Raw genomic sequence first — 22,125 nt, forward strand, 5'->3', positions numbered from 1 at the left:
CGTTCAGGTGTTCCCTGCCCAGCGCGTCACCGGCCGAATCCGGGGGTGGGGAGCGCACCGAGCCGGGGAGGCGGACCACGTCGTCCGGTACCGGTCCCTCCCCTCGTGGGGACCGGTACCGAACGGTGGAGCCTGCCGTCGTGGCTCGGACGGAAGGTGTCCGGATGGGGTGCGCTGCTGCGTCCGGATCCTGCCATTTCAGGCCACGGAGGAGGAGGTTCCGGGGTGCAGCGGACGGTGTTGCCGCAGGTCAGCGATATAGAGTGAGTTTTCCGGACCGGACGTCCAGGCGATCGGAAGTGAGGAGGGGAGACCTTGGGTTCCGACTCGGGGGCGCGCACCGCCTTCGCGGAACGCCTCGCCCTGCTGTACAAGGAAGCCGGCAATCCCCCGCTCAAGCGGGTCTCCGAAGCGGTCGTCCGGTTGCAGCGGGTCGACGAACGCGGGCGGCCCGTGCGGGTGTCCGCCCAGCGCATCAGCGACTGGCGGCGGGCCCGGAACGTACCGGCCCAGTTCGCCGCCCTCGCCGCGGTGCTCCAGGTGCTGATCCCCGAGGCGCGCAGGGCCCGGCCGGCCCCGGTGTCCCCCGGTCTGTACGACGTCGGGCAGTGGCAGCGGCTGTGGGAGAGCGCGGTGGCCGGGCCGGCGGGCGAACGTCCGGCGGCGTCCCCGGCCGAGGAGCAGGTCCCGGCCGATCCCGCGCCCGCTCCGGGCTGGGTGTGCCCGTACCGGGGACTCGCCTCCTACCGGCTGGAGGACGCCCGCTGGTTCTTCGGCCGGGAGCGCAGTACGGACGCGCTCGTCGAGCAGCTGGCGGCCGTGCCGCCGGCCGGCGGCCTGGTGATGCTGGTCGGCGCGTCCGGAGCGGGCAAGTCCTCCCTGCTGAACGCCGGTCTGGTGCCGGCCCTGCGGGAGGGGGCGCTGGCCGACGACGACGCCCTGCCCGAAGCGGACGGTGACGGCCGGACCGGGCGGGAGCGGCTGGTCGTGCAACTCCTGCCGGGCAGTGATCCGCTGGCGGAACTCACCCGGCGCGTGCCCGAACTGGCCTCGGTCCTCCCGGCCGTGCGGGGACCCGGGGGAGCGGCGGGGACGTCGCCGGAGGGGGACGCCTTCCGGGCAAGCCCGGAGGCGAAGGCCCACGGCACCGCCCCGGACCACGTCGCCCACGGTGCGTCTCCGGCCGGGGACGCCCCCACCGGTCCCACGGCCGCGACCGAATCACCCGCCCCGACCGGCCATTTCACCTCCAGCGGCCACCCCGGCCCCACCGGTCGCCCCAACCCCAGCGGCCGCTCCCACGGCGGCGGTCACCCCTACCTCAGCGCCCACCCGGACCCCAGCGGCCGCTCCGACGCAGGTGGTCACCCCGACCCCAATGCCCACTCCGGCGCAGGCGCTCCTCTCGACCCCAACGTCCACTTCGACGCAGCACCCGGCGGCCGGTCCGACCCCACCGGCTCACCCGCCCCGAGTGCGCACCCCGACCCGACCGGCTCGCCGGATCCGCCCGGCGCGTCGCTCCACCCCACGTCCCGACCCAACGCCCCCACGACGACCCCCCACCCACCCCCACCCGCACCACCGGACACCCCCGCCACCGGCCCCGCGACCTCGGCCTCCGCCCCGGAACCCGGTACTCCCCCCTTCTCCGCCGCCGTCCGGGCCGCCGTCACCGCCTGGGCCCGGCGTGAGGATCCGTCGGGTGCCCGTCCCGTCGTCATCGTGGACCAGTTCGAGGAAACGTTCACGCTCTGTTCCGACGAGACCGAGCGCCGGATCTTCGTCGAGGCGCTGCACGCCGCCTGCTCCCCCGCCGCTCCGGGCGAACCGGCCCCGGCGATCGTCGTCCTGGGCATCCGCGCCGACTTCTACGAGCAGTGCCTGCGGTACCCCGAGTTGGCTGACGCCCTCCAGCACCGGCACATGGTGCTCGGGCCGCTGACCGCCGCCGAGCTGCGCGAGGCGGTGACCGGCCCGGCCAAGGCGGTCGGACTGGAACTGGAGCCCGGCCTCGCGGAGCTGATCGTCCGGGAGGTCAGCGCGGACGGCCCCCGCGGGGCGCACGACGCGGGCGCGCTGCCGCTGCTGTCGCACGCCCTGCTGGCCACCTGGCAGCGCCGCAAGGGGGGCCGGCTGACCCTGGCCGGTTACCGCGCGGCCGGCGGCATCCAGGGCGCCGTCGCGGCGACGGCCGAACGGGCCTGGTCCCGCCTCGACCCGGCGGCGCGCACGGCGGCCCGGCTGCTCCTGCTCCGGCTGGTGCGGCTCGGCGAGGACACCCAGGCCACGCGGCGGCGCGGCACCCGGCGCCAGCTCGCCGAGGAGTCGGCCGATCCGGGCAAGACCGAGGAGTCCCTGGAGGCGCTGGTCCGCGCCCGGCTGGTGACGCTCGACGCGGAGACCGTCGAGATCACGCACGAGGCGCTGCTGCACGCCTGGCCGCGGCTGCGCGACTGGATCGACGAGGACCGGCAGGACAATCTGCTGCGCCAGCGCCTGGAGGAGGACGGCCGGGCCTGGGAGGAGTCGCACCGCGACGCGTCGCTGCTGTACCGGGGCTCCCGCCTCGAACAGGCCCACAACTGGGCGAAGTCGGCCGGGGACACCTTCCTGACCCGCAGCGCGGTGGAGTTCCTGGCCGCGTCCGTGCGGCTGCGCCGGCGGGTCATCTGGATCAGCCGGGCCGCGGTGGCGTCGCTGATGGCACTGGCCCTGCTGGCGGTCGGCGCGGCCGTGATCGCCTGGAAGCAGCGGGACGAGGCCGTGTTCGAGCAGGTGCTCGCCCAGGCCGACCGCGTCCGGGACACCGACCCGTCGCTGTCCGCCCAGCTCGACCTGGTCGCCCACCGGCTGCGGCCCGACGACGAGGGCGCGAGCAGCCGGCTGATCTCCGTCGTGAACGCCCCGCTGGCCACTCCCCTGTCCGGGCACACCGGCGCCGTCTACCTCACGACCTTCAGCCCCGACGGCCAGACCCTGGCCACCGCCAGCTACGACCGCACCGTGCGGCTGTGGAACGTGGCCGACCCGCAGCGGCCCGAGGCCCTGGGCGAGCCGCTGACCGGTCACACCAGCTGGGTGAGCAGCGCGGTCTTCAGCCCGGACGGCCGGACCCTGGCCAGTGCGTCCGACGACGGCACGATCCGGCTCTGGGACGTGACCGACCCGAGCCGCCCCGAGCCGCTCGGGAAGCCGCTGACCGGCCACGACGGCACGATCTACCTGATCGCCTTCAGTCCGGACGGCCGCACGCTGGCCTCCGCGAGCGACGACCGGACCGTACGGCTGTGGGACATGACCGATCCGCGCCGGCCGCGGGCGCGGGGCGCGCCCCTGACCGGGCACACGGCCGCCGTGCGCTCGGTGACGTTCAGCCCGGACGGCCGGACCCTGGCGGCGGGCGGCGACGACGGCACGATCCGCCTGTGGGACACGACCGACCCGGGGCGCCCCGAGCCGGCCGGCAGGCCGCTGACCGGCCACACCTCCACCGTGCACTCGGTGGCGTTCAGCCCCGGCGGGCGGACGCTGGCCAGCGGGGGCGAGGACGGCACCGTGCGGTTGTGGAACATGGCCGGATCCGATCGCCCCGAGGCCATCGGAACGCCGCTGACCGGCCACACCGGACCGGTCTGGTCGGTGGCGTTCAGCCCCGACGGGGGCATGCTCGCCGCCGCCAGCTCGGACACCACGGCGAGCCTGTGGAAGGTGGCCGATCCGGCGCATCCCGCGCAGGTGGGCGGGCCGTTGTCGGGCAGCAGCGGCGAGATGTTCGCGCTGGGGTTCAGTCCGGACGGGCGCACCCTGGCCACCGGCGCGGGGGACAACAAGGTGCGGCTGTGGGCGCTGCCGCGGTCGGACATGACCGGCCGGACCGGGACGTTCCGGCCGGACGGGCAGGTGCTGGCCACGGCCGGGCGCGACGGACGGCTGCGGCTGTGGGACGTGCGGGCGCCGAGCAGGCCGGTGCGGCTGGGCGAGCCGTTCCGCCCCGGCAAGGGGGACGTGCGCTCGCTGGAGTTCTCATCGGACGGCCGCACCCTGGCGGTGGTGACCGGCGACCGGGCCGTGCAGCTGTGGAACGTCGGCGATCCCGCGCGTCCCGTCGCCCACGGCCCGCCCGTCCCGCTGCGCATCCGGTACGCCGATCCGCTCGCCTTCAGCCCGGACGGCCGCACCCTGGCCACCGCCGACGACGACCGCACGATCCGGCTGTGGGACATCTCCGACCGCTCCCGCCCGCGTCCGCTCGGCACGCCGCTGACCGGGCACAAGGGCTACGTCAACCACCTGGTGTTCGGCCCGGACGGCCGGACGCTGGCCAGTGGCAGCGCGGACGGCACCATCCGGCTGTGGAACGTGGCGGATCCGGGCCGGGTCTCCCTGGTCCGCGCCCCGCTCCGCGGTCACCTCGGCGCGGTCAACGTCCTCGCCTACAGCCGTGACGGCCGGACGCTGGCCAGCGCGGGCGACGACACCTCCGTCCGCCTCTGGGACGTGTCCGATCCCGCCCGGGCCGTGCTGCGGAAGCGGCTGACCGGCCACTCCGAGGCGGTCGTGGCGCTGACCTTCAGCCGGGACGGCCGCAGGCTGGCGAGCGGCGGCAACGACAGCACCGTGCGGCTGTGGAACGTGTCCGACCCGGCCGCGGCCGACGCGATCGGCCAGTCCATGACCAGCGCCAAGGCCGGCAACTACCTGGCGTTCGACCCGCGCAGCGGCATGCTGGCCGTGTCGAGCGGAGCGGACTCCATCCGGCTGTGGGACCTGGACGTCGACCGGGCCGCGCAGCGGGTGTGCGCCCTGACCCGGGGTGTGCTGACCCCGGACACCTGGCACGAGTACCTGCCCCGGCTGTCCTACGACCCGCCCTGCGACGGCTGAACGAGACTGCTCGCCCCAACAGCCGTGTGGGGCAAGGGAGTTGAGTGATACCAGTCACAACCGGCGTCCAGTCCCGCGGAGTCGGCTCGCGGGGCGCAAGCGCTTGTTACCCTTGGCCATGGCCCGACCGCTGGTGCATCCCCCGTCGCCAGCGGTCGGGTCTTCGCCGTCCGCGGCCCGGTGCTGCGTCAGCGCAGGTCGAGGCGCATGAGCACGCGCGGATGGCCGGCCAGGACCGAGGTCGTCGGGGCCGCGAGGGTGAAGCCCGCGCGGGCGAAGTTCTTCCGCAGACCGGCGTAGGCCATGGTCAGGTCGACCTTCGCGTCGCCGTTGTCCAGCGGGTACGCCTCGACGGCCGGAGCGCCGTGCGACCGGGCGAACTCGACGGCGCCGGCGATCAGGGCGTGCGAGATGCCCTGCTTGCGGTGGCCGGGGCGGACCCGGACGCACCACAGGGACCACACGGGCAGGTCGTCGACGTGCGGGATCCTGCGGTTGCGGGCGAACGTGGTCTGCGCGCGCGGGGCGACGGCGGCCCAGCCGACCGGTTCCGCGCCGTCGTAGGCGAGCACGCCGGGGGCGGTGTCGGCGCGGCACAGGCCGGCGACGTACTCGCCGCGCGCCGGGCCGCGCAGTTCGTTGTTGAGCCGGGACGGGATCCGGTGGCTCAGGCACCAGCAGACGTTCGCGCCGGGTGACTTCGGGCCCAGGACGGCGCGCACGTCCTCGAATTCCGAGGCCGGCCGCACGACGATGCTCATACGCCCACGATGTCACGCCCGGGACTGCGGCGCCGGGGGTACCGGCCGGCCCGTCGTGGAGCGGGTGACGCTGTCGAGGTCCTTGGGGGCGGCCCTACGTGGACGCCCGGGCGTCCCGGGCCAGCCGGTGCCAGTCCAGGTCCCGCAGCCCCGGCTCGGTCCGGCAGTCCGCGGGCAGGCGCGGGGCGGACTGGAACCACAGGACGGTGAGGCGCGAACGGTAGGCGACGGGGTCGTGGGCCGGGTCGAGGGCCGCGGAGTGGAACGTGCCGAGGCAGGCCACCGGGGGCAGCACCTCCACCGGCCCGAGACCGCCCGCGTACTGGTCGGGGTACTCGCGCGGCGGCGGGACCAGGTGCACGGGCGTGCCCGGCCGGGCACGCCGGGCGGACCGCAGCAGCGTCCGGATCCGCAGGTCGTTCACCGGCTTGCAGGGATAGCCCTCCAGGTCGCCGTAGGTCGAGGTGAACCGCAGCTCGGCGAGGTCGACCGGGCGGCCGGAGGCCAGGACGAGGCGGGCGAGCGCCAGGGCCGGCGCTTTGACGTGCTGGGGCATGGGGGTCTTTCGCTGTTCCTGGTCGGGGCCGCGCTCGGCAGGGGCGGGGCGGTGGTCACGGCCGGTGTCCGGTGAGCCGCGCCGCCGACGCGACGGTCGCCCGGGCCTCCCGCTCGGACAGGCCGGTGTCGACGGCGGCCTCGACCAGGGGCTCCACGAGCCCGGGTCCGATGCCGTCCTCGTAGGCCCGGCAGGCGGCCCAGAACAGTCGGGTGTTGCGCTGGCCCTCGTGCGCGGCGAGGACGAACTGGACCAGGCCCTGACCGTGGCCGCCGGCCGGGTCCGGCAGGTGCCGGTGGCTGCGCGGCGGCGGCGGGAGCAGCAGCCGCAGCAGGGAGCGCGGGCAGGGGGCGGGCGGCAGGTGGGCGGTGCCGGGGGCGGCGGCGTAGACGCCGTGCGCGGTGCGTGAGCCGGGGCCGACGAGGTAGCCGCCCGCGCCGCGGATGTCGATGCCCGGCGCGAGGCGGCCCGCCGAGTTCGGGACGACCACGTCGGGCGGGCCGCTCAGCCACAGGTGCCGCCCGCCCGAGGGCGTCACGACGACCACGGTCGGCGGGATGGTGAACAGGTGCCGTAAGGCCAGCTCGCGCAGGGCCGCCGAGGAGTCGGTGCCGGTCTTCACGTCCAGGTCGACGCCGACGAGGTGGTGCGGGGGCAGTCCGCAGGCGATGCCGTAGCCGGTCGCCCAGGGCGCGGCGGCGAACAGTTCGCGGATGCGGGCGGGGTCGCTGGAGGCGTCGTACACCCCGTGCCCGAGGCGGCCGCACTCGCCGTGGCAGGGGGAGGGCAGGGGGTCGTCGCGGTGGGGGGAACGCAGCGCGGGCAGCTTGGTGCGCGACAGGGGGATGACGGCGAGCCCGCGCTCGGCGGCTGACAGGGCGTGCGCGAGGGCCAGCGTCGTGGCCTGCCGGTCGGTGGTGGCCATGACTCTAGTTTCGTACGTACGTTCGAAAAAGGAAAGGGGGAGCGAGGGGGGACGCGCCGGGGGCGGTGGGCGACGGGGGAAAGGTGCCGTAACGCTTCACCTCTTGCGGCGCCCGGGATCGAAAGCTCCCGTTCGCCCCGGTCCGGGGTGGAAGTGACGCGAGGGGGTTTATCGACTTGTCCTCACGCTTGCGTGCGAAGAGTGGCTTCCGAGGTGGTTCGCCGGGGTTCGGCGGGCAACTCTGGACTCGCGACGTCGAGCACCGCACCGGGGCGGCCGGCCAACTTCCCCGGTGAGACCAGCAGTTCACACAGCACCGCCGGCCTCGGCCGGCACGACCACGGTTTTCCCGGAGTCCTGGAGGGACAGCACCATGGCAAGCATCCGCACCGCCCGCGTCATCGCAGCCGTCTCCGCCCTTCCGCTCGCGGCCGCTCTCTTCGCCGGTGTCGCGGCGGCGGACAACGGCGCCTTCGCGGACGGCGGATCGATCGCGGCCGTCAGCGAGGCCGAGCAGGGCATCCTCGGCAGCGGCGTCGGCGGCGACAACTTCGGCAACGCGGCCACCACACAGCAGCAGGCCGTCGGCGACGGCGCCTCCAACCAGAGCAATACCGCCCAGGTCAACGGTTCGGCCTTCACGGCCGTCAACCAGGGCAACGCCAATACGGCCATCAGCTTCACCCCGCTGTGGTGGTGAGCTGACGGGGCCGGTGCGGCGGCGCCGGCCCGGGGGGCGCGGGGGGTGTCCTGCATGGGGAGGCACGGGTCTGGGCGGCGGTACTCCGGTACCGCCGCCCAGGCGTGCGTGCGGACGGCTGCGGCCGTCCCCTCAGGGACGAACCCGCAGTACTCCCCGGCCCCCGCTCCACCTACAGGAGGTGCAGTCACCCCCACCCCTACAACCTGAGGGGGACCCCGCTTCGGGACCTGCGGCCGATCCGCCGGGCACACCCCGCTCCTAGCGTGGAGCCATGACCACACTCGTCTGCACCACCGCTTCGAAGGCGGCCGCGCCAGCGGCGCAGACCCTTCCCTACCCGTCGTTCTCGTCGTACGTCAGAGCCCGCCGGCCGGTGCTGCTGCGAACCGCCCGCTCGCTCACCGGCAACCCGAGCGACGCCGAGGACCTGCTGCAGACCGCCCTGACCAAGACGTACGTCGCCTGGGAGCGGATCGAGGACCACCGCGCCCTCGACGGCTACGTCCGCCGGGCCCTGCTGAACACGCGGACCTCCCAGTGGCGCAAGCGCAAGGTCGACGAGTTCGCCTGCGACGAGCTGCCCGAGCCCGAACCGCGCTCCGGCGGCGGCGAGGACCCGGCCGAGCAGCAGGCCCTGCGCGACGCGATGTGGCGGGCGATCATGCGGCTGCCGGCCCGGCAGCGCGCGATGGTCGTCCTGCGGTACTACGAGGACCTCAGCGAGGTGCAGACGGCCGAGGTGCTCGGCGTCTCGGTGGGCACGGTCAAGTCGGCCGTCTCCCGCGCCCTGGGCAAGCTCCGCGAGGACACCGAGCTGGAACTCGCCCGCCGCTGACCCGCCGGCACCGCAAGCCCCCGAACAGCCGTCGTCCGCCCCCGTGATCCGTTCCTCCGGCGCGGCGTGATGTGATCGATCGCCCGGTCCTAGTGACATACCGCGCGGTATGTGCGCAGAATCAGCGCACATCCCTTACCACCGCGCAGGCAATGTCGCCCCGGGAGGACGCCGTGCTGAGCACCATGCAGGACGTACCGCTGCTGATCTCGAGGATCCTGACCCACGGGTCGACGATCCACGGGACATCACAGGTGACCACCTGGACCGGTGAGGACGAACCGCACCGCCGGTCCTTCGCGGAGATCGGCGCCCGCGCGGCCCAGCTCGCCCACGCGCTGCGCGAGGACCTCGGCGTCACCGGCGACGAGCGGGTGGCGACCCTGGCCTGGAACAACGCCGAGCACGTCGAGGCCTACTTCGCGATCCCCTCCATGGGCGCGGTCCTGCACACCCTGAACCTCCGCCTCCCGCCCGAGCAGCTGGCGTGGATCGTCCACCACGCGGCCGACCGCGTGATCATCGCCAACGGCTCGCTGCTCCCCCTGCTCGCCCCGCTGCTGCCCCACCTGAAGACCGTCGAGCACGTGGTCGTCACGGGCCCGGGCGACCGCTCCCTGCTCGCCGAGGCCAGCGCGCAGGTCCACGAGTACGAGGACCTGATCGCCGGCAAGCCGGTCACCTACGACTGGCCCGAGCTGGACGAACGCCAGGCCGCCGCCATGTGCTACACCTCCGGCACCACCGGCGACCCCAAGGGCGTGGTCTACAGCCACCGCTCCATCTACCTGCACTCCATGCAGGTCAACATGGCCCAGTCGATGGGCCTGACCGACCAGGACACCTCGCTGGTCGTGGTCCCGCAGTTCCACGTGAACGCCTGGGGCCTGCCGCACGCCACGTTCATGACCGGCGTGAACATGCTGATGCCGGACCGGTTCCTCCAGCCGGTGCCGCTCGCCGCGATGATCGAGAGCGAGAAGCCGACCCACGCCGCCGCCGTCCCGACCATCTGGCAGGGCCTGCTCGCCGAGCTGACCGCGCACCCCCGCGACGTCTCCTCCCTCACCCAGGTCACCATCGGCGGCTCGGCCTGTCCGCCGTCGCTGATGGAGGCCTTCGACCAGCTGGGCATGCGGGTCTGCCACGCGTGGGGCATGACGGAGACGTCCCCGCTGGGCACGGTCGCGCGTCCGCCGGCCTCCGCGGTCGGCACCGAAGCGGAGTTCGCCTACCGCCTCACCCAGGGCCGCTTCCCGGCCGGTGTCGAGGCCCGGCTGACCGGCCCCGGCGGCGAACGCCTCCCGTGGGACGGGGAGTCGGCCGGTGAGCTGGAGGTGCGCGGCGCCTGGATCGCGGGCGCCTACTACAACGGTCCCGACGCCGAACCGCTGCGCCCCGCCGACAAGTTCAGCGAGGACGGCTGGCTCAAGACGGGCGACGTCGGCACCATCTCGCCCGACGGTTACCTCACCCTCACCGACCGTGCCAAGGACGTCATCAAGTCCGGCGGCGAGTGGATCTCCTCCGTCGAGCTGGAGAACGCCCTGATGTCCCACCCGGACGTCGCCGAGGCGGCCGTAGTCGCCGTGCCCGACGACAAGTGGGGCGAGCGGCCCCTGGCCACGGTCGTCCTCAAGGAGGGCGCCTCCGTCGGCTTCGAGGACCTGCGCGGCTTCCTCGCCGACGAGGGCAAGATCGCCAAGTGGCAGCTCCCGGAGCGCTGGACGATCGTCGAGGCGGTCCCGAAGACCAGCGTCGGCAAGTTCGACAAGAAGGTGCTGCGCAAGCAGTACGCGCAGGGCGAGCTGGACGTCACCCGCCTCTGACGCCCCCGGCGGACCGCCGTACGGCAGCGCCTCACCGTCGTACGGCGGTCACGCCCCAGCCCAGGAGCAGCCACAGCCCCGCCACCGCGCACACCCCGTCCCAGCCGAAGTGGCCGTAGGCGGCGCCCGCGAGGGCGGAGGCGGCGGCGCCGCCCGCGAAGCCGGCGACCACGTAGGCGGTGTTGGCGGTGGCCGGGGTGGAGGTCGAGGTCAGGGCCAGCGTCTGGTTGGCGACGTGCGACGCCACCAGCGCCGCGTGGATCGCGACCGCGGCGGCGAACAGGGCGCCGAGCGTGTGCCCGCCGAGCCGGAACAGCGGCACGGACACGGCCGCCACCAGGTACGCGGACCGCACCACCCGGCCCGCGCCGAACCGGTCCACCAGCCCGCCCGCCAGCGGCGCCACCGCGCTCGCCGTCAGCCCGAACAGTCCGAACAGCCCGGCGGCCGCGGTGGACAGGCCGTACGCCGGCCCGGTCAGCAGCACGGCGAGCGACGTCCACAGCGCGCTCCAGGCGCCGAACATCCCGGCCTGGCGCACGCAGGCCCGCCACAGCTCCGGCGAGCCCCGCAGCACCGACGGCAGCGCGGCGAGCCCGGAGAAGAGCGAGCCCTGCCTGCTGCGCCGCGAGGGCAGCACGCAGGCGGTCGCCAGACCCAGGACCAGGGTCAGCACGGCGGCGCCCGCGAACACCCAGCGCCAGCCGAAGGCCTGACCCGCCAGCCCGCCCAGCACCCGGGCCGCGACGATGCCGGTGAACAGGCCCGCTATGACGGCGGCGACATGCCGGGCGCGCCGCTCGGCCGGGGCCCGCTCGGCCACCAGCGGCACGAGCAGCTGCGGGACGACGGTCGCCGCCGAGGCGACGAACACGGCGACCGCGAGGATCCCGGCGCCGGGCGCGAGGGCACTGGCCGCCAGCGCCAGAGCGGTCACCAGCGTGAGCCCGGCGACCAGCCGGCGCCGGTTGACGCTGTCGCCGAGCGGCGCGAAGAACAGCAGGCCGACCGCGTAGCCGAGCTGTGCGACGGAGGCGATCCAGGCCAGGGCCGAGGGGGTCGAGCCGAAGTCGCGGGCCATCAGGGACAGCAGCGGCGCGGCGAGGTAGATGTTGGCGGCGGTGACCGCGCTGCACACCGCGAGCAGGGTGAGGAAGAGACCGGGGGAGGGCGTGCGCGGCATCCGCGCCGGGGTACGGCCCGCCCGGGGAGTGGTGGTCGTGGTCGCTGTCGGCATGAGGGGAGGACTCCTTGGAGTCGGCTCTAACAACTAACTGGTTGGTTGGCTGATGGCGCCAACAGTCTGGGCCGCCCCGTCATTCCCTGTCAACCAAACAGTTGGTTACCTGGGCGCGCTACCCTCTCCCCCATGGCAGCAAGGGACCCCGAGGCCACCAAGGCCCGGATCTTCGAGGCGGCGGTCGCCGAGTTCGCCCGGCACGGGATCGCCGGCGCCCGCATCGACCGCATCGCCGCCGAGGCGAAGGCCAACAAGCAGTTGATCTACGCCTACTTCGGCAACAAGGCCGAGCTCTTCGCGATCGTCCTCGAACGGAAGATGCTCCACCTCGCCGAGGCCGTCCCCGTCGACCCCGACGACATCGAGGGCTGGATCGACCGGCTGACGGACTACCACGCCGCCCACCCCGAACTGCTGCGCCTGCTCTTCTGGGAGGGTCTGGAGTACGGCAGCGCCGAACTGCCCCACGAGTCCGACCGCCAGGAGCACTACGCCCGCAAGGTCGCCGCCCTGCGCGACGGGCAGGAGCGGGGTGTCGTCACCGACGCGATCCCGGCCGCCGACCTGCTGTTCCTGCTGACCGCGCTCGCCAACTGGACCGCCGTCGTCCCGCAGATGCGGCGCATCCTGGTCGGCGGCGGCGACCCCGACCGGGACCGGCTGCGCGCCTCGGTCAAGGAGGCGGCCCGCCGCCTGACGGCCCGCTAGGGCCGCACGGGCGGGCCGTCCTGGCGCCGGTCCGTCACCGGGTTCATGTCGAGCCAGCGGCGTGCCGCCAGGCTCAGCGGTGGGTGGTCCGGCTCGTCCATCGTGCCCTCCGCCACCGCCTCGGCCCACCGCCGCAGGACCCGCGAGCGATGCGGCGCCGTCAGCACGGAGGTGCTGATGTCGTGCTCCCACGTCGTCGCGAAGACCAGCACGTTCCCGTCGAGCGAGAGCATGCGGAACTCGGGGCGGCAGGGCGCACTGCCGAGCAGGCCGGCAGCGCCCTCGCCCATGACGTCCCACTCACGCTGCAACTCGACGCAGAACCATCGGGCGGGGCGGTCCTCACCGGGCCCGAGCGCGAGGAGGAACCTGCGGTCGGTCCCGGAGAAGAGCCCTCCCTCGACGGACAGCCGGTACCAGTCGGCGTTGGCCCTCTCCCGCAACCGCGGCTCCAGGACGTCGAGCATGGCCTCGACGCGCCCTTCGTCGTGGGGGCAGCTCGCCGCCTGGCCGGCGACGACCGGCGGGAGGAGCCCGTCGGGTTCGGTCCATCCGTCCACGATGCGCAGACCTGCCGCGGCGAGAGACTCCATGCCGGCCATCATGCCGTCGCCGCCGGTGGGCACACGCGGCAGGGCGGCAACCGACTGCGCCCCGGCCGGTCCTAGTTGGTGCCGATCCGGCTGAGCAGCTCCACGATCCGGGTCTGCACCTCGTTGCTGGTCGACCGCTCCGCCAGGAACAGCACCGTCTCGCCGGACGCCAGCCGCGGCAGGTCCGCCTGGTCGACGGCGGCGGTGTAGACGACGAGGGGGGTGCGGTTGAGCTGCCCGTTCGCCCGCAGCCAGTCGACGATCCCGGCGTATCCCGCCTGCCGCCGGTGCACCTGCAGCAGGTCCATCACGACCAGGTTCGGCCGGAACTGCCCCGCCAGCGTCACCGCGTCCGCGTCGCTCGCGGCCCGTGCGACCTGCATGCCGCGCCGCTCCAGCGTCGCCGTCAACGCCAGCGCGATCTCGGCGTGCTCCTCGATCAGCAGCACCCGCGGCGGGTGCTGCTCACTGTCGCGCGGCGCCAGCGCCTTCAGCAGCACCGCCGGGTCGGCCCCGTACGCCGCGTCCCGCGAGGCCTGGCCCAGCCCGGCCGTGACCAGCACGGGCACCTCGGCCGCCACCGCGGCCTGCCGCAGCGACTGCAGCGCCGTGCGCGTGATCGGCCCGGTCAGCGGGTCGACGAACAGCGCGGCCGGGAACGCCGCGATCTGCGCGTCGACCTCCTCGCGCGAGTTCACGATCACCGGCCGGTAGCCGCGGTCGCTCAGCGCCTGCTGGGTGCTGACGTCCGGCGCGGGCCACACCAGCAGCCGCCGCGGATTGTCCAGCGGCTCGGGCGGCAGCTCGTCGTCCATCGGCTGCGGCCGGGGCGGATCGGCGACCTCGACGGCCCCGCCGGGACCGTCCAGCGGCTCGGGGCCCTCGGCCGCGTTCTCGTCCGGCGCGCCTATGGCGTACGAACGCCCGCCGCCCTCCGTCACCGGCGCGAGCCGCGTCTGCCCGGCCAGCGAGTGCTGCGCGGGCATGGGCGCGGGAGCCGGGGCGCCCGGCGGGACCGGCGTGCCGGCGGGGGTCCCGCCGGGAGGCGTCGGCTCGGCCGCCGGATGCGGCAGGGCGGCCTGCTCGGGACGGCCCGCCCGGTCCGCCGGTCGCGGTGCCTGGTCCGGACCGGCCTGCGGTTCCGCACGCGCGGCCGGGTCGGGCGGCGTGCCGAGCTTGCGGCGGCGGCCCGAACCGCCCGGCGCGTGCGGGGGAGGCGTCGCCGGGCCGTGGGCGGCCGACGGCTGCTGGACCTGGGCCGCCTGCCGCGTGAACGGCACGCCCTGCCCCAGCGTCCGGACGCTGATCGCCCGTCCCTGCGTCGAGTTGGGGTCGACGGGCGCCGCGGCCTCGGCGGGCAGCGGCTGGGCCGCCCCCCGCGCAGCGGCACCCTGCGGGGGCACCGGGGTCCCGGGAGCGGGCGTGTTCCGCTGGGACGCCCCGTTCGGGGCACTCGGAGCCGGACTCGGGGCGCCCGGGGCGCCCTGCGGGTGGGCGCTCGGCGCGGCACCGTTCGGAGGCACGGGGGGCACGGGGACACCGGCGCCCGAGGTGCCGCCCCCGGCGGGCCATCCGCCGGGGACCGGCGTGCCCGGGGCGGGGGTTCCCTGAGCCGGGGTCCCCTGCGCGGGTGTGGCTTGAGCGGGTGCGGCCTGAGCCGGTGCGGCCTGAGCGGGGGTCGTCCGAGCCGGGCCCGCCTGGGCCGGGACACCCGGGTTCTGCCCGGCGGCCTCCGCGGGCAGCGGCTGAGCGGCGGAGGCGTGCTGGTCGGGTACGGCCGGTGCCTGCGGAGGCAGCGGCTGCGCCTGCAACTGCACCGCCTGGCCCGGAAGCACCCCCTGCACGCTGTGCCCGAGCCCGCCCGGGCCGGGCAGAGGACCTGCCTGCGGCGGCCCGGCGTCCGGATGCGGCCCGGCGACGCCCTGCGGCGCCGCGGCGTTCGTCGGCATGCCGGGGGCGTTGCCCTGCGGGGGCACACCCGTACCCGGCGCGACCCCAGCGGCGGGCGCCGCGGCCTGACCGGGCACGCCCGGTGCCGGCACGGCCTGTCCGGGCGGAACGGCCCCGGCGTCCTGCTGGGCGGGGAACCCCTGGGCCGGGACACCCTGCGGGGGAACTACTCCCTGCCCGGCACCGGCACCAGGGGGCACGGCACCCGCAGGCACCGGAACGGAAGGCATCGACCCCGCAGGCCCGCCGGCCACCGGAGCGGCTCCCGCGGACGCGGCGGCCGCCTGGCCGGGAAGCCCCGGCACGGCCCCCGGCTGCCCGGCACCCTGCGGAGCCGGAGCCGGAGCCTGAGCCGGCACGGACGGGTCGGGAGCCGGTGCCCCGGCGGACTCCGGCGCGGCCACGGCACGCCGTCGGCGCCCGGTCGGCCGGCTGGTCGGGTGCGGCTGGGGCGGCGTGTGATCGTCGGACCGGTCGTGCGGAACGGCATCGTGCCGCCCCTCCTCGACGCGCTCGTCACCGGCGGCGCCGGGCACCGCCACGGCTCCCTGCCCGGCAACCGGAGCACCGGCCCCAGCGGTCCCACCGGCACCGGTCTGCCCGGACGGCGCCTGCGCGCCCGGGCCCGTACCCGTGCCCGCACCCGGTGCCACCTGGTCGGCCTCGGCGGGCGGCAGCGCGAAGACCGGACGGGGTCCGGCCGCCGCAGCCTGCTGCGCGGCCGCGGCGCGCTCGTTCGCGGCGGCCAGCGCCCTGCGCCGGCGCCCCGTCGGCTGCGGTGCCTGCGCCGAACCCTGATCCTGGTCCTGCGAGTCCTGCGAGCCCTGCGCGTCCTGGCCCTGCGCGCCGGACGGCGCCGCTGGAAGCGCCGCGGGCAGCGCGTGCTGCTCACCGGGCTCACGCCGGGCACGCCGCCCGGACGGCACGGGCACGCCCTGCGGCGGAACGGTGCCGCCCAGCCCGGTGTTCGAGGCGGCGGCGCCCGCGTGCTCCCCGGCCATCACGACGGCGCCCTCGGCGACACCCTGCACCGCGCTGCCGACGGCCGCCGCACCGGCGTCCTCGGCGGCCCGGCCGCGACGCCGCCCGGTACCGCTCGAGGCGGCGTCCTCGCCGGAGGCCTGCGCGGGCAGCGCGGCCGGTTCCCCGGCGGCGCGCCTCCTGCGCCGACCGGTCGGCACGCCGCCCTCGGCACCGGAGCCCGCCTCGTCCTCGCCGTCACCGGCGGGGGCGTCCCCGTCGAGGAAGGCGTCGGTGCCGCCCCGCCGGGCACGGCGGCGCCCCGCGCCGGAGGGCTGTTCGCCGGACGCGAGTGCGGGCGCCGCCGCCGCCTCGTCCACCGGCTGCCCGGTGACGGCCCCGGCCCCGCCGCCGAGCGGGACTTCGAGGACGTACGCACTGCCGCTCATCCCCGGCACGTCGTGCGTCTGCAGGACGCCGCCGTGGGCCCGCACGATCCCGCGCACGATCGGCTCGTGCACGCTGTCGCCCCCGGCGTACGGCCCGCGGACCTCGATGCGGACGACCTCACCGCGCTGCGCGGCCGCCACGACGACGGTGTTGTCCATGTAACCGCCCACCGACACGGGCGAGTTGCCGGTCGCGTCCACCCCGGCCACGTCGGCGACGAGATGGGCGAGGGCGGTGGCGAGCAGCCGGGGGTCGACCTCGGCCTCGATGGGCGGGGCGTGCACGGCGAACTGCACCCGCCCGGGCCCGATGAGTTCCACGGCCCCGTCGACACCGGCGGCGACGACGGCGTCGAGCATCACCTTCGTCCGGGCGACGTTCTCGCTGCCCGCGTCGAGCCGCTGGAAGCCGAGGACGTTGTCGATCAGGGTCGTGATGCGCGAGTAGCCGGCCGAGAGGTGGTGCAGCACCTGGTTGGCCTCGGGCCACAGCTGCCCGGCGTCGTCGGCGGCGAGCGCGGCCAGTTCGCGGCGCAGTTCCTCCAGCGGCCCGCGCAGGGACCGGCCCAGCAGGGTCAGCAGCTGCTCGTGCCGTGCGGAGAGCGCGTCGAACCGGTCCTTCTCCCGCTCCCCGAGGGCGGCGTACCGCTCCTCGTTGGCGGCGAGTTCCTCGGCGTGCCGCTCGCGCAGCTCCTCCAGCTCGGTGACGTGCTGCTGGCGCAGGGCGGTCAGCTCGGAGGCATGCTCCTCGGACAGCCGCTCCACTTCCTCGGCGTGGGCCTTCTCGGCCGCCTCCTTCTCCTCGACGACGGCGTCGTAGGGCCGCCGGTCGGTGAAGGTCATGACGGCGCCGACGAGCTGGTCGCCGTCGCGCACGGGCGCGGTCGTCAGGTCGACCGGGACCTTGGCGCCGTTCTTGGCGTACAGCACCTGCCCGCGCACCCGGTGCTTGCGCCCGGAGCGCAGGGTGTCGGCGAGCGGCGAGTCCTCGTAGGGGAAGGGCGAACCGTCGGCCCGCGAGTGCAGGACGAGCGTGTGCAGCTCGCGTCCGCCCAGATCGCTGGCCCGGTAGCCCAGGATCTGCGCGGCCGACGGGTTGACGAGCACGATCCGCCCGTCGGTGTCGGTGCCGACGACGCCCTCGGCGGCGGCCCGCAGGATCATCTCGGTCTGCCGCTGCGACCGGGCCAGCTCGGCCTCGGTGTCCACGGTCCCGGACAGGTCGCGCACGACGAGCATCAGCAGCTCGTCGCCGGTGTAGCCGTAACCGTCGTACGCCTGCTGCCCGTTCTCGAGATTCGCACTGGTGACCTCGACGGGGAACTCCGTCCCGTCGGTCCTGCGCGCCACCATCCGGGTCGGCTTGGTGCGCGCCCGCGGGTCGAGGTGCTCGGGCCGGCGCATGGAACCCGGGATGAGTTTGGAGTCGAACTGCGGCAGCAGGTCGAGCAGCCCGCGCCCCACCAGGGCGGTGCCCGGGGTCTCGAAGGCCTCCAGGGCGATGGTGTTGGCGTTGACCACCGTCCCGTTGGCGTTGACCAGCACCAACGCGTCGGGGAGGGCGTCCAGTATGGCTGCGAGGCGAGCAGCGCCTCGGGATGGCCTGCTGCTCACGAGACGCTTCCCTCCTGTTACCGCACCTTGCCGACCGCTCGGGCCATCTTGCCAACCGTCCCGCAGCGTGTCACGCGAGGGAGTCTAAGGGCTGGGGTTGCGCTCGCGACGCCGGATGAGAGGGACGTCGCACGGGGAAGTGACCCCGGACCGGCACGCGGGCGACCCCGAACGCCCGCCCTCCTGCGACGACGTCGCGGGACCTTCGCGGGACCTTTACGACGAAGACGTTTCTGTATGTTTCGGCCGAGCCGGCCTGATGTGGGCGGAGTGTGGCGCACATGGGTGTGCGGTGGAGGTGCGGGACGGGTCCGGCCGGGTCCCCGGTGGAGGGGGGACCCGGCCGGCAGGGCTCAGCGGACGGCGTCCGGCTTCTCCCCCATGCCGGGCAGGAGCGGCACGAGCCGGTCCCAGCGGTCGATCTGGCAGCCGTCGCGGCGGTCGTACGTCGCGTCGACGGGGCGCCCGGCCCAGGTGCCGGTGACGTGCGCGGTGGCCGGCCCGCCGTACTGCATGGTGCACATGCCGCCCTGCGGGGCCGGCGCGAAGACGTCCCGGCCCCACCGCGTGTCCCGCTCCAGGGCCGCGCAGGCGCCGCGCGGGTCGGGGTGGCTGCCGCCGTCGGGGCCGCAGTACAGCTCGAAGGTGCCGTCCACCCCCTCTCCGGCGTTCCGCACGGTGACGGTGAGGTGGTCACGGTCCTGGAGGTCGTCGACCCACTCGCGGAGCAGCGGGTCGGTCCCGGTGGCGTCGGCGTACGCGGCCGGGGACACGGCGGCCAGCGAACCGACGCCGGCGACGGAGGCGGCGGCGCCGAGGAGGAGGCGCCGCAGGGCGGGGCGGGCGGTGGCCCGGGGGGTGGCACGCAACATGCCCTGCCTAACGCGAGGCGGCGCCGGACGTTGCGCCCCTTCCCCCGCTGCCGCCCGCCCGGTCCGGTTCCGGCGACCCGCACCACCTGACAAGGCCTTTGCCCCGCGCCCTTCCCGCCTAGTACCGTAGGGGTCGATTGGTGACACCCCGCTCGACTGTGTCATCATCGGCACGCACCGACTCGCGCTCGCGCGGGTGGATGCGCTGGAGGCGTCGCCTAGTCCGGTCTATGGCGCCGCACTGCTAATGCGGTTTGGGTCTTAAAGCCCATCGAGGGTTCAAATCCCTCCGCCTCCGCACCTGATCACGAAGCCCCGGTCATCCGACCGGGGCTTCGCTGTCGTTGCCCCCCGCTGACCCTGTTTTCGCAGCTCACAAGGGGTGCGGCCAATGGATTTCACATGGCGGCGGCAGTCATGTAATGTTCTTCCTGTCGCCGCGAGCGAGCCGAAAGGCCCGAGAGCGGCGAAACAACAGAACAAGCACTCGTAGCTTAACGGATAGAGCATCTGACTACGGATCAGAAGGTTGCAGGTTCGAATCCTGCCGAGTGCACAGCAGACCAGAGGCCCCGGAGTGATCCGGGGCCTCTGGCGTTTCCGCGTGCGCTGTCCGGTCAACTCCCCGTTCCCCGCGCTCCCGTGAGCCGCCCTCGCGCAGAGGTTCCGTAGAGCCTACTATTCTGGATAATCGAATAGTCGGCTGATCAGAACCCGGGGAGGGCCGGTGGCGGTGAACGCGGCGTGGACGCGGGCGGTGTTGCCCCTCTGCCTGCTGGGGGTGCTGGACACCGAGGAGAAGAACTACGGGTACGCCCTGCTGAGCCGCCTGGCCGAGGCCGGGCTGGAGGGCGTGAAGCCCGCGACCCTGTACCCCGCTCTGACGCGCCTGGAGGAGGAGGGCGCGGTCGAGGTCGAGTGGGGCGCCGGCGAGGGCGGGCCCGGCCGGAAGTACTACCGCATCACCGAGGCCGGACGGGAACGGCTGCGCCGGGAGAGCGCCGCGTGGCACGACCTCCACGGGACCGTCGCGACGCTGCTCGGGGATTGAGAAGGGGGATCGTCTTGACCACGACGAACAAGCTCGGCTGGACACGCGAGGAGGACGAGACGTGGGCGGCGGTCGTCGAGCTGCGCCTCACGCTCGACCAGCAGGCCTCCGCCGACCTGATCCACCAGGTCCTGGCGGAGGCGCACGACGCGGTGACCGAGACGGGCCGCACGCCGCACGACCTCTTCGGCGACCCCGTGGCGTACGCGCGCTCCGTGGCCGCGGAGCGGATCGGCGAGGAGGACCGGGCGCGCGTCGACGCGCAGGGCCTCACCCCGGGCGAGCGTCTCACCGCCTCCCTCGCGACACTCGGTCTGGCCGGAGTCGTCGTCGGGGTGCTGCGGTGGATCGACGGCGGCCTCTGGGCGGACGCCGGCTGGTCGTCGATCGCGGCGTTCACCGCCGTCGTGCTGACCGCCGTCCTGACGTCCGCCGTCCTCGCGGCCCGGGCCGCCGGGCGGATCACCGGTTCGTGGCTCTTCGCCTCGGCGGCGCTCGTGACGCTGGGCGGCGGTGCCACCGCCGCCGCCTTCCTGCCCGATGAGCCGCTGTTCACGTTCCCGGTCCCGGCCCTCGCGGTGGCGGGCGTGGCGCTGAGCGCCGCGGCGGTCGCCTTCCCGGACGCCACCGTCGACCGCTGGTTCACCCCGGGGCTGCGGGGCGACGACGAGCGCTGGCTGTCCCACGTCGAGGGCCTGCTGCGCGGACGCCACGCGATGCCGGCCGCGCAGGCGCGGGCCCATGTGCGGGAGGCCCGTCAGCATCTGGCCGCGTCCGGCGACCGTGCCGAGGAGGCCTTCGGCAGTGCCGAGGTCTACGCGATGCGCCTGGCCGAGGGCCCCCGGCGGGAGCGCCGGCTGGCGCGGCGCAAGCTGTACGGCGTCACCGCGCTGACCGTGCTCGTCGTCTCGCTCTTCACGGACGAACTGCGCGACGCCGACCTCTCCTCCCCCCGGTTCTGGTTCTACGCCGGTGCCGCCGCCTACTGGGTCTGGCACACGGCCCGGGCGTGGATCAAGGAGTCCGCGTCCCGCGGCCGCTCGGCGTCCTGAGGCCGGTGCGTGCACCCGGTGGCCGGCGCGTGCGGGGCGCCGTCGGTCAGTCGGGGCGGCAGTACTCCTCCAGGTAGGTCGCGGCCAGTGAGCTCGCCCGGGTGAACCAGTCCGTGAGCACGGCGATCTCGTCGGGCGTGTAGTCCGCGAAGAGCGCCCCGAGGCGGGCGTAGTACGGCTCGTAGACCTCGCGCACCCGGGCGACCGCGTCGGGCCGGGCGGCCACGCGGACCCGGCGGCGGTCGGCCGGGTCGGGGAGGCGGGTGATGTAGCCGGCCCGTTCGAGCCGGTTCAGGATGCCCGTGACCGCGCCCGTGGTGACGTGGACGCGCGCTGCCAGGTCCCCCGCCGTGGGGTGGTTCTCACCGGCCTCGATGACATAGCCGAAGCAGGTGAGGTCGGTCACGCTCAGACCCACCTGCTGGGCGATCTCGTGCTGTCCGACCAGGTGCGTCGCGATGAGCTGGTCCATCGCCGACAGTGCCTGCTCCGGCGTGGCGGCCGGACGCGGCTTGGCTTGCATTCCCAGATCCCTTAGTTCGTGAGATGTTTGGGTTGTTAAACTCTTAGCTTGTGAGGGGTTCTGCTCGGAGGCCGAGCCCTCGATCGGAGGACGCACATGAGCGCACATCAGTATGACCACGGGCACACGGCCGCCGGGTGGATCGGCTTCGGCATCGCCACCGCCGGGGCCGTCGTGGCGGGAGCGGGTGTCTGTGCCGCCTCGGGCCTGCTGATCGCCGCGGGGCTCGGCGTCGTGGTGGTCGGCCTCCTGGTCACCTGGGCCCTGCACCTCGCCGGCTGGGGCAAGGGCCCGGGCGCGCGGCCCCGCGAGGAGTGGGGATGGCGGGTGCGGGACTCGGCCGCCTCGGGCGGGCACGCGGACTGCCTCGGGTGCCGGCTGGCCGGCCGGGGGCGGCGCGGGGAGCGCGCCGGCCGGGAGACCGGACCGGCGCCCGCGCGGCGCGCGGCGGCGGAGCCGGAGACGGCCCTCGTTGGCGCCGCGGGGACCGGCACGGGCCGCTGATCCGGCCGCCGGTTCCGCGCCGTATCGCCGCGCGGCGTGTGCCGGTGACAGGGCCGAGTACGGGGGCTCGTCGCCGGGGCCGAGCATGGGGGCTCGTCGCACGGGCCGCTGAT

16 protein-coding genes and 2 tRNA genes are annotated in these 22,125 nt (G+C 74.9%); 10 read left to right on the forward strand and 8 right to left on the reverse strand.

Features of this window, described 5'->3' with window-relative positions; genetic code table 11:
• The first annotated feature begins 315 nt into the window (after positions 1–315).
• Positions 316–4,887 (forward strand): hypothetical protein, encoded by a 4,572-nt coding sequence (locus tag ACH4C6_RS16425; RefSeq protein WP_398109241.1) that lies wholly within the window; start codon positions 316–318, stop codon positions 4,885–4,887.
• 188 nt (positions 4,888–5,075) lie between these two features.
• On the opposite strand, the gene ACH4C6_RS16430 is transcribed toward ACH4C6_RS16425, so the two are convergent.
• The 3 genes from ACH4C6_RS16430 to ACH4C6_RS16440 form a co-directional block, all read right to left on the reverse strand.
• Entirely contained in the window at positions 5,076–5,648 is a 573-nt protein-coding gene (locus tag ACH4C6_RS16430; RefSeq protein ID WP_398109242.1) for a GNAT family N-acetyltransferase, read from the reverse strand.
• A 94-nt stretch (positions 5,649–5,742) separates the two neighbouring features.
• On the reverse strand, positions 5,743–6,204 hold the full coding sequence (locus tag ACH4C6_RS16435; RefSeq protein WP_398109243.1) for a hypothetical protein: 462 nt from the start codon (positions 6,202–6,204) through the stop codon (positions 5,743–5,745).
• A 55-nt stretch (positions 6,205–6,259) separates the two neighbouring features.
• On the reverse strand, positions 6,260–7,129 hold the full coding sequence (locus tag ACH4C6_RS16440) for a bifunctional DNA primase/polymerase (protein ID WP_398109244.1): 870 nt from the start codon (positions 7,127–7,129) through the stop codon (positions 6,260–6,262).
• 373 nt (positions 7,130–7,502) lie between these two features.
• On the opposite strand from ACH4C6_RS16440, the gene ACH4C6_RS16445 reads away from it, so the two are divergent.
• The 3 genes from ACH4C6_RS16445 (at position 7,503) to ACH4C6_RS16455 (ending at position 10,496) form a co-directional block, all read left to right on the forward strand.
• Entirely contained in the window at positions 7,503–7,829 is a 327-nt protein-coding gene (locus tag ACH4C6_RS16445) for a hypothetical protein (protein ID WP_398109245.1), read from the forward strand.
• A gap of 274 nt (positions 7,830–8,103) precedes the next feature.
• Positions 8,104–8,667, forward strand: a complete 564-nt coding sequence (locus ACH4C6_RS16450; protein WP_398109246.1) for a SigE family RNA polymerase sigma factor — start codon at positions 8,104–8,106, stop codon at positions 8,665–8,667.
• A 152-nt stretch (positions 8,668–8,819) separates the two neighbouring features.
• Positions 8,820–10,496 carry a long-chain fatty acid--CoA ligase gene (locus ACH4C6_RS16455; protein WP_398109247.1) on the forward strand — a complete coding sequence of 559 codons (1,677 nt, stop codon included), beginning with the start codon at positions 8,820–8,822 and terminating at the stop codon, positions 10,494–10,496.
• Between the two features lie 31 nt (positions 10,497–10,527).
• On the opposite strand, the gene ACH4C6_RS16460 is transcribed toward ACH4C6_RS16455, so the two are convergent.
• On the reverse strand, positions 10,528–11,733 hold the full coding sequence (locus ACH4C6_RS16460; RefSeq protein ID WP_398109248.1) for an MFS transporter: 1,206 nt from the start codon (positions 11,731–11,733) through the stop codon (positions 10,528–10,530).
• A gap of 132 nt (positions 11,734–11,865) precedes the next feature.
• On the opposite strand from ACH4C6_RS16460, the gene ACH4C6_RS16465 reads away from it, so the two are divergent.
• Positions 11,866–12,444 (forward strand): TetR family transcriptional regulator, encoded by a 579-nt coding sequence (locus ACH4C6_RS16465; protein WP_398109249.1) that lies wholly within the window; start codon positions 11,866–11,868, stop codon positions 12,442–12,444.
• Here the strand turns inward: ACH4C6_RS16465 and ACH4C6_RS16470 are convergent.
• The 3 genes from ACH4C6_RS16470 to ACH4C6_RS16480 all read right to left on the reverse strand — a co-directional run bounded on the left by ACH4C6_RS16470 (position 12,441) and on the right by ACH4C6_RS16480 (position 18,879).
• Positions 12,441–13,037 carry a hypothetical protein gene (locus ACH4C6_RS16470; protein WP_398109250.1) on the reverse strand — a complete coding sequence of 199 codons (597 nt, stop codon included), beginning with the start codon at positions 13,035–13,037 and terminating at the stop codon, positions 12,441–12,443. The genes ACH4C6_RS16465 and ACH4C6_RS16470 overlap by 4 nt on opposite strands.
• Before the next feature lie 71 nt (positions 13,038–13,108).
• Positions 13,109–18,010 carry a PAS domain-containing protein gene (locus tag ACH4C6_RS16475; protein WP_398109251.1) on the reverse strand — a complete coding sequence of 1,634 codons (4,902 nt, stop codon included), beginning with the start codon at positions 18,008–18,010 and terminating at the stop codon, positions 13,109–13,111.
• A 353-nt stretch (positions 18,011–18,363) separates the two neighbouring features.
• A complete protein-coding gene (locus tag ACH4C6_RS16480; RefSeq protein ID WP_398109252.1) occupies positions 18,364–18,879 on the reverse strand; it encodes an SSI family serine proteinase inhibitor in 516 nt (171 codons plus the stop codon).
• A 210-nt stretch (positions 18,880–19,089) separates the two neighbouring features.
• Between ACH4C6_RS16480 and ACH4C6_RS16485 the strand changes: the two genes are divergently transcribed.
• The 4 genes from ACH4C6_RS16485 to ACH4C6_RS16500 all read left to right on the forward strand — a co-directional run bounded on the left by ACH4C6_RS16485 (position 19,090) and on the right by ACH4C6_RS16500 (position 20,985).
• A tRNA-Ser gene (locus ACH4C6_RS16485) sits at positions 19,090–19,180 on the forward strand.
• 185 nt (positions 19,181–19,365) lie between these two features.
• Positions 19,366–19,438: transfer RNA gene (locus ACH4C6_RS16490), tRNA-Arg, on the forward strand.
• A 171-nt stretch (positions 19,439–19,609) separates the two neighbouring features.
• On the forward strand, positions 19,610–19,933 hold the full coding sequence (locus ACH4C6_RS16495; RefSeq protein WP_398109253.1) for a PadR family transcriptional regulator: 324 nt from the start codon (positions 19,610–19,612) through the stop codon (positions 19,931–19,933).
• A 14-nt stretch (positions 19,934–19,947) separates the two neighbouring features.
• The gene (locus ACH4C6_RS16500) at positions 19,948–20,985 is read left to right on the forward strand and encodes a hypothetical protein (RefSeq protein ID WP_398109254.1); all 1,038 of its coding nucleotides are present in this window, start codon (positions 19,948–19,950) and stop codon (positions 20,983–20,985) included.
• Positions 20,986–21,031: 46 nt separating this feature from the next.
• Here ACH4C6_RS16500 and ACH4C6_RS16505 read toward each other — a convergent pair whose 3' ends face one another.
• Positions 21,032–21,508 carry a MarR family winged helix-turn-helix transcriptional regulator gene (locus tag ACH4C6_RS16505; RefSeq protein ID WP_398109255.1) on the reverse strand — a complete coding sequence of 159 codons (477 nt, stop codon included), beginning with the start codon at positions 21,506–21,508 and terminating at the stop codon, positions 21,032–21,034.
• A 96-nt stretch (positions 21,509–21,604) separates the two neighbouring features.
• Here ACH4C6_RS16505 and ACH4C6_RS16510 point away from each other — a divergent pair, with 96 nt between their 5' ends.
• Entirely contained in the window at positions 21,605–22,012 is a 408-nt protein-coding gene (locus ACH4C6_RS16510) for an HGxxPAAW family protein (RefSeq protein ID WP_398109256.1), read from the forward strand.
• Positions 22,013–22,125 lie beyond the last annotated feature (113 nt).

Origin of the sequence: Streptomyces sp. NPDC017943 (assembly GCF_044328425.1) — a bacterium.
In the GTDB taxonomy this organism is placed as follows: domain Bacteria; phylum Actinomycetota; class Actinomycetes; order Streptomycetales; family Streptomycetaceae; genus Streptomyces; species Streptomyces djakartensis_A.

Coding starts and splice junctions, on each gene's coding strand:
- ACH4C6_RS16465 (WP_398109249.1), top strand. CDS start 11,866: ATGGCAGCAAGGGACCCCGAGGCCACCAAGGCCCGGATCTTCGAGGCG.
- ACH4C6_RS16505 (WP_398109255.1), bottom strand. CDS start 21,508: ATGCAAGCCAAGCCGCGTCCGGCCGCCACGCCGGAGCAGGCACTGTCG.
- ACH4C6_RS16445 (WP_398109245.1), top strand. CDS start 7,503: ATGGCAAGCATCCGCACCGCCCGCGTCATCGCAGCCGTCTCCGCCCTT.
- ACH4C6_RS16435 (WP_398109243.1), bottom strand. CDS start 6,204: ATGCCCCAGCACGTCAAAGCGCCGGCCCTGGCGCTCGCCCGCCTCGTC.
- ACH4C6_RS16430 (WP_398109242.1), bottom strand. CDS start 5,648: ATGAGCATCGTCGTGCGGCCGGCCTCGGAATTCGAGGACGTGCGCGCC.
- ACH4C6_RS16460 (WP_398109248.1), bottom strand. CDS start 11,733: ATGCCGACAGCGACCACGACCACCACTCCCCGGGCGGGCCGTACCCCG.
- ACH4C6_RS16510 (WP_398109256.1), top strand. CDS start 21,605: ATGAGCGCACATCAGTATGACCACGGGCACACGGCCGCCGGGTGGATC.
- ACH4C6_RS16455 (WP_398109247.1), top strand. CDS start 8,820: ATGTCGCCCCGGGAGGACGCCGTGCTGAGCACCATGCAGGACGTACCG.
- ACH4C6_RS16450 (WP_398109246.1), top strand. CDS start 8,104: ATGACCACACTCGTCTGCACCACCGCTTCGAAGGCGGCCGCGCCAGCG.
- ACH4C6_RS16440 (WP_398109244.1), bottom strand. CDS start 7,129: ATGGCCACCACCGACCGGCAGGCCACGACGCTGGCCCTCGCGCACGCC.
- ACH4C6_RS16470 (WP_398109250.1), bottom strand. CDS start 13,037: ATGGAGTCTCTCGCCGCGGCAGGTCTGCGCATCGTGGACGGATGGACC.